Here is a 12,664-nt window from a genome sequence, read left to right on the forward strand (position 1 = left end):
CCGCGCGCGCCGTGCGGGCCGGTGCCGGGGTGAGGGCCTCCGGGGCCGGGCGGACGGCGCCTGGGTTCCCTAGAGGCGTACGCCGACCGTGACGGGCTCGTTGACCAAGGTGATCCCGAAGGCCTCGTGGACGCCGGCGACGACCTCGCGGGCCAGCGCGAGGAGGTCCTCGGTGGTGGCCTCGCCCCGGTTGGTGAGGGCGAGCGTGTGCTTGGTGGAGATCCGGGCGGGCCCGCTGCCGTAGCCCTTGGTGAAGCCGGACTTGTCGATCAGCCAGGCCGCGGAGGTCTTGGTGTGGCCGTCGCCCGCCGGGTACGCGGGCGGCACGGTCCCGGCGCCGAGCCGGTCCTTCACGCGCGCGTGGAACGCGGCGAACTCCTCGTCGCTGAGGATCGGGTTCGTGAAGAACGACCCGGCGGACCAGGTGTCGTGGTCCTCGGGGTCCAGGACCATGCCCTTGCCGGAGCGCAGCCTCAGCACCGTCTCGCGGGCGGCCGTCAGCGGCACCCGGTCGCCGGGTTCCACGCCGAGCTCGCGGGCCGTCTCCGCGTACCTGATCGGCGCCGACAGCCCCTCCGCGTCCTCCAGCCGGAAGCGGACGCGGAGCACGACGTAACGGTCGGGGTCGGCCTTGAAGCGGCTGTGCCGGTACGAGAAGGCGCACTCCGCGTTCGTCAGTGTGACCGTCTCGCGCGCCGTGCGGTCGTAGGCGACCACTTCGGTGATCGTGGACGACACTTCCTGACCGTACGCGCCCACGTTCTGGATCGGGGTGGCGCCCGCGGAGCCGGGGATGCCGGCCAGGCACTCGATGCCGGCGAGTCCGGCCTCGACGGTGCGGGCGACCGCGTCGGTCCACACCTCGCCGGCCGCCAGCTCCAGCCGCGTACCGTCGAGCGCGAAGCCGGTCGTCGCGATGCGCAGGGCCGTGCCGTCGAAGCCCTTGTCGCCGATGACCAGGTTCGATCCGCCGCCGATGAGCAGCAGCGGCGTACCGGTGTCGTCGGCCTCGCGCACGGCGGCGACGACCTCGGCGTCGGTCGTGGCGGTGATCAGCCGGGCGGCCGGGCCCCCGAGCCGGAAGGTGGTCAGCGGGGCGAGCGGGGCGTCGTGGAGTTCCTGCACGCGCCCAAGACTACGAGAAGGGCCGAGGGCGTCCGGCCACCGGTGGCGGCGGGCGCGACGGCGTACGCCCTCCGCGGCGGCGCGGACACGGCTGTGGCCCCGCCGTCGGGCGGGGCCACAGCCGTGTCACATGCGGTCAGTCGAAGCGTTGCAGCACCTGTGCCCAGTCGAGGGGCAGCTCGTCGGCGGACGTCTTCCAGGTGAGGAACCTCGCGTCCTTCATCTGGCGCCGCAGGCCTCCCGCGGCCGGGGCGTGCGGGCCGGAGCGGGCGAACTCCTTGAGGGCGGCGGGTGACTCCCAGGCGGACACGGTCCAGAAGGTGCGCCGCAGGGGCGCCGCCTTCAGTGAGGCGCCGTACGCACCGGGAGCCTTGCCGACCTGCCGCCACACGCCCGGCGTCCGCGCGAAGAACCGGAGCGCTCCCCAAAGGGTGCGGGTCTCGAACCGGGATGCCATCACGTGCACCTCGGTGTCCTGCGGTGGCGTGTTCGGCACGGTCCAGGGAAGAGTGGGCATGTCCGGACTCCTTCCGGGCTTCAGTGGGTGGCGGTCTCGAGGGCGGGGGCCGGCGCGAAAGACGCGACGGGCGTCGTTGCGTCGCGGCGTGCGGTCGGGATGACCAGGGCCGCGATGCCCGCCAGGGCGACGACCGAGGAACCGACCACGAGGGCGGGCCGCAGTCCGTCGACGAAGCTCTGCGCGGACTCGTAGCCGCCCTGCGCGGAGAAGATCGAGGACATCACCGCGATGCCGAGCGCACCGCCCACTTCGCGCAGCGCGTTGTTGGCTCCGGAGGCGATGCCCTGCTCGGTGGCGCCGACGCTGGACATGACCAGGTTGGAGGCGGGCGCGAAGTACAGGGACATCCCGATGCCGCTGACGATCAGCGCGGGCAGCTGGGAGAGGTACGAGGCGTCGGCGGCGATCACAATGGCGTAGTACGCGAGGCCCGCGGCCTGGAGGAAGAGGCCGGTGGCGACCACCGGGCGCCCGCCGATGCGGTCGGAGAGGTACCCGGCGATCGGCGCGACGAGCATCGGCATGCCGGTCCAGGGGAGCATGCGCAGTCCCGCCTCGGTCGGCGAGTAGCCCAGGACGCCCTGCATGTACTGGCTGAGCAGGAAGATCGAGCCGAACATCCCGAGGAACATCAGCAGGCTCGCGGCGTTGATCCCGGCGAAGGCGCGGGAGCGGAAGAGCCGCATCGGCAGCATCGGGTTCTCGGCGCGGCTGCCGTGCAGGACGAATCCGGCGAGCAGCGCGGTGCCCGCGAACAGGCCCGTCAGCACGAGCGGGCTGGTCCAGCCGTCGGCGGGTCCGCGGACCAGGCTGTAGACGATCCCGAAGAGGCCGCCGCTGGCGAGCAGGGTGCCGGGAACGTCGAGCCGCGCGCCGGTGCCGTGCGACTCGGAGAGGCGCAGCCGGGCGAGCGGCAGCAGGGCCAGGCCGAGCGGCACGTTCAGCCAGAAGATCCAGTGCCAGGACACGTGTTCGGTGAGGCTGCCGCCGATGAGCGGACCGGAGGCGACCGCGAGTCCGTTGACGGCACCCCAGATCCCGTACGCCATCCCGCGCCTGGCGGGCGCAACCGCCGCGGTCAGCAGGGTCAGAGTCAGCGGCATCATGATCGCCGCGCCCACGCCCTGGACCGCCCGGGCGGCGATCAGGGAGTCGATGCCGGGCGCCATGGCCGCGGCGGCGGAGGCGCCGGTGAAGACGCTCAACCCGACGAGGAAGAGCCGTCGGCGTCCGAAGCGGTCACCGAGTGCCGCGCCGAACATCAGCAGGACGGCGAAGGTGAGCGTGTAGGCGCTCACGGTCCATTCCAGGTCGTCGAGCGCTCCCCCGAGGTCCTTGCGGATCGAGGGCAGGGCGGTGGTGACGACGAGGTTGTCGAGGGCCGCCATGAATCCGGCGACGCTGGTGATGACGAGGGCCCAGACTGCTCCCCCGCGACGTGCGGCCGGTTCCGTGCGCCCCGCCGGTGCGGACTGTGCGGTTCCCTGTGACATCGCTCCCCCAGAGCGTGATGGCAATCAATGGTTAGTTATTGCTGACTAACTTTCGCGGGCATGGAGAGGGCTCGAATCCCCCGACTCCGGACCTGCGGTCCCTGCGTCTGCCTCAGGCCTCAGCCTGCCTATCCCAGGCCTCAGCCCATCCGTCTCGGGCTTCAGCCTGCCCATCCCAGGCCTCAGCCCGTCGAACCCGTCAGGCCGGAATGGCCCGTAGGGCCCGCCGGACCCGTCGCGCCTACTTCTCCAGCCGGCCCGTGATCCTCGCCGACGGATAGAGCCCTTCCCAGACCCGGTGCTCGGGCGGGAAGCCCATGGACACCAGGCAGTTGACGAGCATTCCGTACGCCATGAAGGTCGCGGTCTCGTCCACGTCCGCACCCAGCGGTACGTGGACCACGTCCCAGAGCCGCATCCAGCCGGCCCGCACCGCCTCGCCGAGTTCACGGTCACCGGCCTCTTCGGCCGCGGCCACGGCGACGTACATCTGCATCTGCATGAGCAGCCGCTCGGGTTGCTCGGCGATGACCCTGACGTACGCGTTCGCCATGGCATGCAGGGCGTCTTCGCCCTGCAGCCCCTCGGAGGCCTCCTCGAAGGTGCGCCGAGTGAGCTCCATGCAGTACTCGGCCGCCGCGAGGAAGATCGCCTTCTTGCCCGGGAAGAGGCGGAAGAGATACGGCTGCGAGACGCCGACGCGCTTGGCGATCGCCTCGGTGGACGTGCCGTAATAGCCGCCACGGGCGAACTCGCTCATCGCCGCGCGGATGACGCTCTCGCGCCTCTCCTCTGCGCTCATCCTGACCATGCGAGTAAGTTAGTACTCAATCACTAACTGCGTCAAGGAGGTGGGTGTCGGGATTCGGAGCCGGGCGACGGGGACCCTGCCCGGAGCGTGGCGACGGAACGCCCTGCCCTCGCGGCGCGTTGGGGCCGGTAGGGGTCCTCACGCATGTAAGGGGCGCCCCACGGTGGAGAACGCCCCTTACTTCGCTACACGCTCGCGACACTTCCGTCGTGCCTTCACGGCCCTTCCGTCGTGCCCTCGCGGCCCGCTCCGGCCCCTCAGGCCAGCCGTACGACCGCTCGTGACATGCCCAGGACCTTCTGGCCCGCGCTGGTCGCGGTGAGGTCGACGCGGACGGTGTTGTCGTCGAGCTTGGCGCCGATCTTGGCGCTGACCTCGATCGTGGCGCCCTTGTCGTCGTTCGGGACGACGACGGGCTTGGTGAAGCGGACGCCGTACTCGACGACCGCGCCCGGGTCGCCTGCCCAGTCGGTGACGACGCGGATCGCCTCGGCCATGGTGAACATGCCGTGCGCGATGACGTCGGGGAGGCCGACCTCGACCGCGAACTTCTCGTTCCAGTGGATGGGGTTGAAGTCCCCGGAGGCGCCCGCGTACTGGACCAGGGTGGCCCGGGTGACAGGGAAGGTCTGGGCCGGCAGTTCGGTGCCGACCTCGACGTCCGCGTAGGTGATCTTCGCCGTCATGTCAGCCCTCCTCCGCCGCGCGCGAGACCAGCTTGGTGACGGCCGTCACGACGTGCTCGCCCGACTCGTCGTGGACCTCGCCACGGATGTCCAGGATGTCGTTGCCCGCGAGGGACTTGATCGACTCGATCGTCGAGGTGACCGTGAGCCGGTCGCCCGCGCGCACCGGGCGGGTGTAGGCGAACTTCTGGTCGCCGTGCACCACTCGGCTGTAGTCGAGACCCAGTTGCGGGTCCTGGACGACCTGGCCGGCGGCCTTGAATGTGATCGCGAACACGAAGGTCGGCGGGGCGATCACGTCGGCGTGCCCGAGCGCCTTGGCGGCCTCCGGGTCCGTGTACGCGGGGTTGAGGTCCCCGACGGCCTCCGCGAACTCGCGGATCTTCTCCCGGCCGACCTCGTAGGGGTCGGTGGGCGGGTAGGACCGCCCCACGAAGGACTGGTCGAGCGCCATGGGCTCGGCACCTCCTGGTTGTCTTCGCCGGCCTCGGCGTCCCGGCCGGCGGAATGTCGTCCCGTCCGGACCGGAACGGATTGCCTTCCCGCCCTGGCCGGGACGGGTCGTCGCTCCCGTCATAGCCGGGCGGGCTGTCTTCGCTCTATAACGACGCGGCGCGCTGCGGCGACGCGGCACTCGTCCGGACCCGCCGCGCCCTGGGGCGCCGCGGGTCCACAACGACGCGAGGCCGCCCCCCGCGAAGGGGACGGCCTCGTGTACGAGCCTGATTTATCGCGTTTCGCGGTGCGCGGTGTGCGCGTTGCAACGCGGGCAGTGCTTCTTCATCTCCAGTCGGTCCGGGTTGTTACGCCGGTTCTTCTTGGTGATGTAGTTCCGCTCCTTGCACTCCACGCAGGCCAGCGTGATCTTCGGGCGGACGTCGGTGGCAGCCACAGGAGTGCTCCTTGACGAACGGATGGGACGATTAACGCATAGAAGAGTAGCCGATCGAAGGACCGACCCCACAATCGGCTACTGTCAGTAGCGGTGACCGGACTTGAACCGGTGACACAGCGATTATGAGCCGCTTGCTCTACCGACTGAGCTACACCGCTGCGATGCGATCGGACCCCGTCTTGCGACGGGAACCTCTCACACCAGAGCCCCAATACGGAATCGAACCGTAGACCTTCTCCTTACCATGGAGACGCTCTGCCGACTGAGCTATTGGGGCGAGCGATGAAGACATTACACGGTAGGCCGCCGATCGCCCAAATCCGTTTCGCGGCACCCGCCCCAGCCTGTTCCCGTCCGCTTCCGCGAGCGTTCCCACGGGCCTTCCGCAGCCACTCACGCATCTCTGATCACCAGGGATCGCCACGGGGCCGCGCGCTCCTGAACCGGCAGGCCACACCGGTACGACTATTGCGCTCCTCCCCGACGCGGGCGGGTTGCCACCCTAGGCTCGACTCACGCTGAGTGATCTTGAGTCCCGCTCCTCGCGGGCGCCCGTCCCGCACCCGAGCCCCAGGAGCGCGATGCCCGACAGCCAGCCGCAGCCGCCCCACTCCTCGTCGGGCCAGGCCGACACGGCCACCCTGCTGCTGTGCGGGGCGCGGCTCACCGACGGCCGGACCGTGGACGTGCGGCTGGGCGGCGGGCGCATCGAGGCGGTCGGCACCGCGGGAAGCCTGGCGGCAGGGGTCGCCGGCACCCTCGCCTCGAAGGTGGACCTCGACGGCTACCTGCTCCTGCCCGCCCCCGCCGAGCCGCACGCCCACGTCGACACCGCGCTGACGGCCGACGGCGAGGGGCCCCTCGAGTACAACTCCCCGGAGGTCCAGCGCCGCGCCACCGAGGCGGCGCTGCTGCAACTCGGGCACGGCGCCACGGCGCTGCGCTCTCACGTACGTGTCGGCGACGTACAGGGGCTGGACGCGCTGGCGGCGGTGCTCCAGGCCCGGCGGTCGCTGCGCGGGCTCGCCGAGCTGACGGCGGTGGCGATGCCGCGGGTGCTGACCGGGGTCGCCGGGGCGGACGGTCTGGCGATGCTGCGGGACGCCGTGAAGATGGGCGCCACCGTGGTGGGCGGCTGCCCGGACACCGATCCCGATCCGACGGGGTACGTGGAGGCGGTCCTGGAAATGGCCGAGGAGCTCGGCTGCCCGGTCGACCTGCACACGGACGGCGCCGACCCGGCCCGACTCGCCCGGCTCACGGCGATGGCGGGCGGGCTGCGGGCCGGCGTGACGCTCGGCCCGTGCTCCGGTCTCGGGCGGCTGCCCACCGAGGCGGCCTCACGCGCGGCCGACCGGCTCGCCACGGCGGGGATCACGGTGGTGTGCCTGCCGCAGGGCGGCTGCGCGTCGGTGGACGCCCGGGGAGTCGCGCCGGTACGGGTGCTGCGCGCGGCGGGCGTACGCGTGGCGGCGGGCAGCGGTGCCCTGCGCGACCTGTCGAACCCTGTCGGGCGGGGGGACCCGTTGGAGGCCGCGTACCTGCTGGCCTCGCGATGGGGGCTGCGCCCGGAGGAGGCCTACGACGCCGTGGCGGGCGCTGCGCGGGCCGCGCTGGGACTGCCCGAGGTGCGCGTGGAGGCGGGTTTCCCGGCCGAGTTGCTCGCGGTACGGGGCGAAGGGCTCGCGGGCGCGCTGTCGTTGGCGTACAGCCGGATCGTGGTGCACCGCGGGCGGGTCGTGGCGCGGACCAGCGCGGTGCGGGAGTACTGCAACTCGGCGACCGTGGCCGGAATGGACCTGCCGCGGCAGGGGCGGGCGGAATCGTCGTGAGGCACGCCGGGCCGCGCTCCTTGCGCCGCGCCGGCCCACCGTGCGGCGTGCGTGCCCGGGAGCCGCTCCCGTGGAGCGGGACAAGCCTCGGAGCCGCCTGTACGGAGCGGGGCTCGCCTCGGAGCAGGGCGCGCCACGTAGCGGCCTGTACGGAGCGGGGCTCGCCTCGGAGCGGGACAAGCCTCGGAGCCGCCTGTACGGAGCGGGGCTCGCCTCGGAGCAGGGCGCGCCACGTGGCGGCCCTGCCCGAGCAGGACCCGAGTGGGAGCCAGTCGCCCGAAGCGGGGCACGCCTGGGAGCCGTCCGCCCGGAGCAGGGCGCTCCCTCGGACCCGCGCGCGTGGAGTGTTCTCGTGCTGCCTCCACGCGCGCCCTCGAAGGCCGGGGCCGACGCCCCGGCCCGCTCCCGGCCCCGGTGCCCGGAGCCGCCCCGGGGCGGGAGTCCTGAAGCTCCAGGGTTCGCCGCCCTCTAGAGTCCGCCGCCGAACAGTCCGCCGCCGAGCGGGCTGCCGCCGGGGACCTTGTCCACGGGGATCTCCGTGGCCCCCGCCGGTGCGTTGACGTCGTCCGCCTCGGAGAACTTCAGGACCAGCGGCAACTTCGCGGGCTTCGGGGCGTCGGCGAGGACGCCGAGGTCGATCTTGACCTGGGTCAGGTCGCCGTTCTTCAGCGTGAAGTCGACCGCGACCTTCTTGTTCGGGGCGTCCTTGAACTCCTTGTCCGTGGGGAGTTCCGTACCGGGCGGAAGGTCGCCCTCCAGCGGGCGGAGCTTGTCGAAGACCTCGCGGATCAGCTCACGGAAGTTGGCCTTGGCCACGACGTGTTCGGTTCCGTCGCTGCCGCTCTTGGTGCTGAAGGTGACGTCACGGGCGATGACACCGCGGACGGCCTTGAGGATCTTCCGCTGGGTCTTGGCGTCGACGTCGCCGGCCGGTCCCTTCGCGCCGCGCTTGTGCGACTTCTGGGCCTCTGCCAGCTCGCGGGTGTCGACCTTCACCCAGTCGCCCTCCAGGACCTTCTTGAACTCCTTCTCGGAGTCCGGGATCTGGTCGGCCGTCGGCATGGGGACACCCATGGCCTTGCCGATGGCCTTCATGTCGGAGCGGTAGTACGTGAAGTCGCCGACGACCCGGTACTCGGCGAGGACGCCGTCGGCCCCCGAGATCTTGAGACTCGTGCCGATCAGGTCCTTCTCGCCCGAATCCTGGAGCGGCTTACGGGACTTGACGGCTACATCCACGCGCAGGCCGCTGACGAGCTTCCCGAACTCCGGCGGCATGGCGTCGTCGGCGTCGCCGGACGAGTTCGCCAGCGAGGTGATCGCGTCGGGAGTGGCGTCGAGGTCCAACTGGAAGGCGAGGGACTTCTTTTCGCCGAGCTGCTCGACGGCGTGGTCGACCTTCTGTCCGGCGGTGAGGTTCTTGACCGTGCCGCAGGCGGCCGCAGTGGCGAGGAGGGCGGCGGCGCAGCCGGCCGCGGTGACGGTCTTGCGTATGGCAGTGATGATGCTCTCCTCTGTGACGCCGCGCGCGTCCGCGCGACGTCCCCTCGAATCCTCGTTCTCAGTGATCACACATGTGACACATGAGCCGCCCACAAAGTTGTGCGGCGAACGCGTCCGTCCGGGCGTACGGTCGGAAACATGCGCATTGTCATCGCTGGAGGTCATGGTCAGATCGCGCTGCGGCTGGAGCGGCTGCTCTCCGCGCGCGGCGACGAGGTCGCGGGTATCATCCGGCGCCCCGAGCAGGGCGACGACCTGCGGGAAGCCGGCGCCGAGCCGGTGCTGTGCGATCTGGAGTCGGCTTCGGTGGAGGAGGTGGCCGCGCACCTGCAGGGCGCCGACGCCGCCGTCTTCGCGGCGGGCGCGGGTCCGGGCAGCGGGGCCGCCCGCAAGGAGACCGTGGACAAGGGGGCCGCGATCCTGTTCGCGGACGCGGCGGAGCGCGCGGGCGTGCGCCGTCATGTGGTCGTGTCGTCGATGGGCGCGGATCCCGCGCACGAGGGGGACGACGTGTTCGACGCCTATCTGCGCGCCAAGGGCGAGGCCGACGCGTACGTGCGCAGTCGTCCGGGCCTGGACTGGACGATCCTGCGGCCCGGGGGCCTGATCGACGACGCCGGCACCGGTCTCGTACGTCTGGAGGCGCACACCGGCCGCGGCATGATCCCGCGCGACGACGTCGCCGCGGTGCTCGCAGAGCTGGTGGACACCTCGGCGACGGCCGGGCTGACCCTGGAACTGATCAGCGGCTCGACGCCGGTCTCGGTGGCGGTCAAGTCGGTGGCGGGGAACTAGACAGCGGCGTATCGCGGCCGCGGGACGCCCTGCTCCTAGGCCTGGTTTTTTCTGTGCGCGGGGGGCGGCACCCTCCCGGTGTTCGTCCCGGGTGCCCCAGGTACTCGTCAGACGCACTCCGGGTGCTCGCCATGCGTACTCCGGGTGCTCGACGGGCGGGCCCGGGGCGCTCCCCGGGCGTGCTCGGGGTTCTCGCCGGACATACTCCGGGTGCTGGTCGGGTGGGCCGCGGTGATCGTCGGGTGGGCCCCGGATGCTCGGCCGGCTCGGTCCGGGCGTACGTCAGAACAGCGGGAGCTGTCCAGGGAAGTCGGGGACCGTGTACCCGTCCAGTGTCGGCTGGGCCGTGCCCGTCTGGGCCTGCCGGCGTGAGCCGGGGCACGAGACCAGCGCTCCGCTCCCCCGCGGACCCGGCGGATCGTGCCGCGCGAACCGGCCCGCGACGACGGCGATCTCCCGGCGGCACTCGGGGCAGTTCCTGCGAAGCGACGACATGGGTCCAGTCTGCCCCGGCCGGACGGCGCGCAGGCACGGCCCGCGCTCCACGGGTGTACGAAGCACCCCCGCCGGACCGCGTTCTCGCGGTCCGGCGGGGGCCCGAGCGAAGGGCCGACGGCGTCGGCAGGTGGTCCTACCAGGTGACCGGCAGCTCCAACGGGAAGCGCCGGATCGTCTGCCGGTCCCACCGCACTTCGTCCGGCGGAACGGCGAGCTTCAGCCCGGGGAAGCGCTGCAGGAGGCGCCCGACGGCCACCTCGAGCTCAGCCATGGCCAGCGGGACGGCGATGCAGCGGTGCCCGCCCCAACCGAACGTCATGTGCGGACGGTTCGGGCGGTCGACGTCGATGACGTCCGGCTTCGGGTAGCGCTTCGGGTCGCGGTTGGCCGCCAGGTACGAGACGTGGACGAAGTCTCCCGCCCGGATCTGTGCGCCGTCCAGCTCCACGTCCTCCAGAGCCACCCGGGGGATGCCGACCCCCTTGCGGAACGGGATGTAGCGGAGCATCTCGTGCAGGACGTCGGTGAGCGTCTCGGGCCGGCGCCTGATGTGGTCCTCCAGCTCGGGGTGGGTCAGGAGCAGGTACACGATGTTGCTGATCTCGCAGGTCGCGGTGTCCTGGCCGCTGAGCGCCAGGGTCAGCGCCATGACCGCCAGTTCGTTGTCGTCGAGGTGGTCCTCGCCGTCCCGCGCCTCGGCCATCAGGCTGATGAGGTCGTCGCCGGGTGAATGGCGGCGCTGCTCGACGAGTTCGGCGAAGTAGGCCGTCAGATCGGCCTTGGCCTTCGCGGCCGCGTCCTTGTTGTGCGCGTCTACGACCAGCAGCCGGAGCACGTTCTCCTGCATCCGGGGCCAGTCCTCCCGTTTGACGCCGAGGAGGTCGAGGACGGTGTGCTGGGGAAGCGTGGTGGAGAGGTGCTTGGCCAGGTCCGTCGGCGGACCCTTCTCCTCCATCTCGTCGAGCAGGAGGTCGGCGAGCCGGACGATCCGGTGCCGCATGCCGTCGACCCGCTGCTGGGTGAAGGCCTGCGACGCCAGCTGGCGTACGCGGCTGCTGTGCGGCGGATCCATCACGTTGATCGACTCGGGCGAGACGATGGGCTCCGCCGTGAGCCGGGGGTAGTCGTGGCCGATGATGGCGGCCCGGCTCAGACGCTGGTCGGTGGTCACGCGCTTGACGGCGTCGAAGCCGGTGACCAGCCAGGCGTCGGCCTCGCCGTAGGGCAGCCGGATGCGGGCCGGGGTGTCACGGTGCATCAGATTCGCGAGCACCGGGTCGAAGTCGAGTGCTTCGCTGAAGTCGAACGGGCAGGTGGGCGTCTCTTTGTCACCGGTCATCAGCCGGCTCCTCCGGGCATAGGTACGACGTTGGTGGTGTCCACTGCGTGACGAAGGCCGACGGCGAGCTTCACGGCGTCACCGACGGCCCAGTAGTGGACGAAGAACAGGCGTGGTTCGTCGGTCAGGTTGTGGTGGTGCACCTCGACGAGTTCGACGCCGTTGCGCCGCAGGGCGACGAGTGCGGGTTGGACCTCCTCGGCGGTCATCACCAGGTCACCGCTGATCGCCGCCCGCCCGCCGCCCAGTGCTTGGAAGTTGACGGACGTGGTGGCGCCCAGTCCCGGGGGAAGGATCAGGTGGCCGTCGGCGATGGTCTCGCGGCGGGCGAAGACGCTCTTGTAGATCTCCTCGTCCGCGTAGCCCTTGACTCCCAGCGCGGCGTCGATCGCGGCGGTGTCCAGGTCGATGGGCGGCGAGGTGACGGTGGGTTCGGCGGGCGGGGTGCCGGTGCAGGCGAACGCGGCGCGCAGGCCGCGGGCGACGGCGACCGGATCGTCGCCATGGGCGTGCAGATGGACCCACCAGACGTCCGGCTCGTGAGCGAGCAGGTGCTTGTGGATGGCGGTCTGCATGATCCCGTGGTCCTGCAGTACGTCGATGAAGTGCTGCAGTTCGCACTCGGTGACCACGGCGTCGCCCATGAGGAGCGTGCTGTGGTCGGTGTACCGCACGAAGGACACGTGCGTGCCCAGAGCGAGGGTGGGGTTGATCCGGACTCCGCGGGAGAAGACCGTGAGGTCCTTGCGCGGCATGCCCGTGTGGTACAGGAACCGCTTCATGTCGCCGGGCCGGCCGAGGGCCTTGCCCACGTCCGCCCAGTCGGCCAGTTTTGTCAGCACCGGCTCGGCCATTGCCCGCCCGTTTCGGGTGGAGAGGGCGTGGGCTTCGCTCGGGGCCCCGGCCAGCACGGGTGCGAGGGCCGCCACGGCCAACACACGACGCCGCGACGTGGTGGGCCGGGAGTGGGTGTCCTGCCGTCGATCGTCAGCCATGTCATATGCCTCCTGGCTGTGATGGAAACACGCACGACGGCGCGGATCCGTGATCCGCGCGGCCATGTGCGGCCAGGTGGACCAACAGAGCCTCCTGACGGCGTGGGCGGCTCCGCCACCCGCGTCACGACGTCCGGCGGGGCCGCCGCACGGTCGCCGTGGCCGTCGGCGG

At 71.3% G+C, this 12,664-nt stretch carries 13 protein-coding genes and 2 tRNA genes; 2 read left to right on the forward strand and 13 right to left on the reverse strand.

The window, feature by feature from the left end; translation table 11 throughout:
* Positions 1-69 precede the first annotated feature (69 nt).
* The 9 genes from H305_RS0138360 to H305_RS0138400 form a co-directional block, all read right to left on the reverse strand.
* Entirely contained in the window at positions 70-1,125 is a 1,056-nt protein-coding gene (locus H305_RS0138360; RefSeq protein ID WP_028805121.1) for a UDP-N-acetylmuramate dehydrogenase, read from the reverse strand.
* A 136-nt stretch (positions 1,126-1,261) separates the two neighbouring features.
* Entirely contained in the window at positions 1,262-1,642 is a 381-nt protein-coding gene (locus tag H305_RS0138365; protein ID WP_028805122.1) for a hypothetical protein, read from the reverse strand.
* A 20-nt stretch (positions 1,643-1,662) separates the two neighbouring features.
* On the reverse strand, positions 1,663-3,138 hold the full coding sequence (locus tag H305_RS48310) for a DHA2 family efflux MFS transporter permease subunit (protein WP_051371442.1): 1,476 nt from the start codon (positions 3,136-3,138) through the stop codon (positions 1,663-1,665).
* A 241-nt stretch (positions 3,139-3,379) separates the two neighbouring features.
* Positions 3,380-3,949 (reverse strand): TetR/AcrR family transcriptional regulator, encoded by a 570-nt coding sequence (locus H305_RS0138375; RefSeq protein ID WP_028805123.1) that lies wholly within the window; start codon positions 3,947-3,949, stop codon positions 3,380-3,382.
* Between the two features lie 257 nt (positions 3,950-4,206).
* On the reverse strand, positions 4,207-4,635 hold the full coding sequence (locus tag H305_RS0138380; RefSeq protein ID WP_028805124.1) for a MaoC family dehydratase: 429 nt from the start codon (positions 4,633-4,635) through the stop codon (positions 4,207-4,209).
* Between the two features lies 1 nt (position 4,636).
* Entirely contained in the window at positions 4,637-5,089 is a 453-nt protein-coding gene (locus H305_RS0138385; RefSeq protein ID WP_028805125.1) for a MaoC family dehydratase N-terminal domain-containing protein, read from the reverse strand.
* Between the two features lie 273 nt (positions 5,090-5,362).
* Positions 5,363-5,527 carry a 50S ribosomal protein L33 gene (gene rpmG / locus H305_RS0138390; RefSeq protein WP_003948671.1) on the reverse strand — a complete coding sequence of 55 codons (165 nt, stop codon included), beginning with the start codon at positions 5,525-5,527 and terminating at the stop codon, positions 5,363-5,365.
* An 88-nt stretch (positions 5,528-5,615) separates the two neighbouring features.
* Positions 5,616-5,688 (reverse strand) — tRNA-Met (locus H305_RS0138395).
* A gap of 46 nt (positions 5,689-5,734) precedes the next feature.
* Positions 5,735-5,807: transfer RNA gene (locus H305_RS0138400), tRNA-Thr, on the reverse strand.
* A gap of 304 nt (positions 5,808-6,111) precedes the next feature.
* Between H305_RS0138400 and H305_RS0138405 the strand changes: the two genes are divergently transcribed.
* Positions 6,112-7,362: an amidohydrolase family protein gene (locus tag H305_RS0138405; RefSeq protein ID WP_028805126.1), complete on the forward strand. Its 1,251-nt coding sequence runs from the start codon at positions 6,112-6,114 to the stop codon at positions 7,360-7,362.
* A gap of 468 nt (positions 7,363-7,830) precedes the next feature.
* Here the strand turns inward: H305_RS0138405 and H305_RS0138410 are convergent, their stop codons facing one another.
* Complete coding sequence (locus tag H305_RS0138410) at positions 7,831-8,934, reverse strand: hypothetical protein (protein WP_234021387.1); 1,104 nt, start codon at positions 8,932-8,934, stop codon at positions 7,831-7,833.
* 69 nt (positions 8,935-9,003) lie between these two features.
* On the opposite strand from H305_RS0138410, the gene H305_RS0138415 reads away from it, so the two are divergent.
* Positions 9,004-9,660 (forward strand): SDR family oxidoreductase, encoded by a 657-nt coding sequence (locus tag H305_RS0138415; RefSeq protein WP_028805128.1) that lies wholly within the window; start codon positions 9,004-9,006, stop codon positions 9,658-9,660.
* 282 nt (positions 9,661-9,942) lie between these two features.
* On the opposite strand, the gene H305_RS51570 is transcribed toward H305_RS0138415, so the two are convergent.
* The 3 genes from H305_RS51570 to H305_RS0138425 all read right to left on the reverse strand — a co-directional run bounded on the left by H305_RS51570 (position 9,943) and on the right by H305_RS0138425 (position 12,492).
* The gene (locus tag H305_RS51570; RefSeq protein ID WP_078629454.1) at positions 9,943-10,155 is read right to left on the reverse strand and encodes a hypothetical protein; all 213 of its coding nucleotides are present in this window, start codon (positions 10,153-10,155) and stop codon (positions 9,943-9,945) included.
* A 136-nt stretch (positions 10,156-10,291) separates the two neighbouring features.
* A complete protein-coding gene (locus H305_RS0138420) occupies positions 10,292-11,497 on the reverse strand; it encodes a cytochrome P450 (protein WP_028805129.1) in 1,206 nt (401 codons plus the stop codon).
* A complete protein-coding gene (locus H305_RS0138425; protein ID WP_028805130.1) occupies positions 11,497-12,492 on the reverse strand; it encodes a DUF1259 domain-containing protein in 996 nt (331 codons plus the stop codon). The genes H305_RS0138420 and H305_RS0138425 overlap by 1 nt, the downstream gene beginning before the upstream one ends.
* Between the last annotated feature and the right edge of the window lie 172 nt (positions 12,493-12,664).

The sequence above is a fragment of the Streptomyces sp. 142MFCol3.1 genome, assembly GCF_000424945.1.
GTDB lineage: Bacteria > Actinomycetota > Actinomycetes > Streptomycetales > Streptomycetaceae > Streptomyces > Streptomyces siamensis.

What these genes read in the sequence shown, in the direction of transcription:
- H305_RS0138365 (WP_028805122.1), bottom strand. Translation starts at nt 1,642, where the DNA reads ATGCCCACTCTTCCCTGGACCGTGCCGAACACGCCACCGCAGGACACC.
- H305_RS48310 (WP_051371442.1), bottom strand. Translation starts at nt 3,138, where the DNA reads ATGTCACAGGGAACCGCACAGTCCGCACCGGCGGGGCGCACGGAACCG.
- H305_RS0138375 (WP_028805123.1), bottom strand. Translation starts at nt 3,949, where the DNA reads ATGGTCAGGATGAGCGCAGAGGAGAGGCGCGAGAGCGTCATCCGCGCG.
- H305_RS0138380 (WP_028805124.1), bottom strand. Translation starts at nt 4,635, where the DNA reads ATGACGGCGAAGATCACCTACGCGGACGTCGAGGTCGGCACCGAACTG.
- H305_RS0138385 (WP_028805125.1), bottom strand. Translation starts at nt 5,089, where the DNA reads ATGGCGCTCGACCAGTCCTTCGTGGGGCGGTCCTACCCGCCCACCGAC.
- H305_RS0138405 (WP_028805126.1), top strand. Translation starts at nt 6,112, where the DNA reads ATGCCCGACAGCCAGCCGCAGCCGCCCCACTCCTCGTCGGGCCAGGCC.
- H305_RS0138415 (WP_028805128.1), top strand. Translation starts at nt 9,004, where the DNA reads ATGCGCATTGTCATCGCTGGAGGTCATGGTCAGATCGCGCTGCGGCTG.
- H305_RS51570 (WP_078629454.1), bottom strand. Translation starts at nt 10,155, where the DNA reads ATGTCGTCGCTTCGCAGGAACTGCCCCGAGTGCCGCCGGGAGATCGCC.
- H305_RS0138420 (WP_028805129.1), bottom strand. Translation starts at nt 11,497, where the DNA reads ATGACCGGTGACAAAGAGACGCCCACCTGCCCGTTCGACTTCAGCGAA.
- H305_RS0138425 (WP_028805130.1), bottom strand. Translation starts at nt 12,492, where the DNA reads ATGGCTGACGATCGACGGCAGGACACCCACTCCCGGCCCACCACGTCG.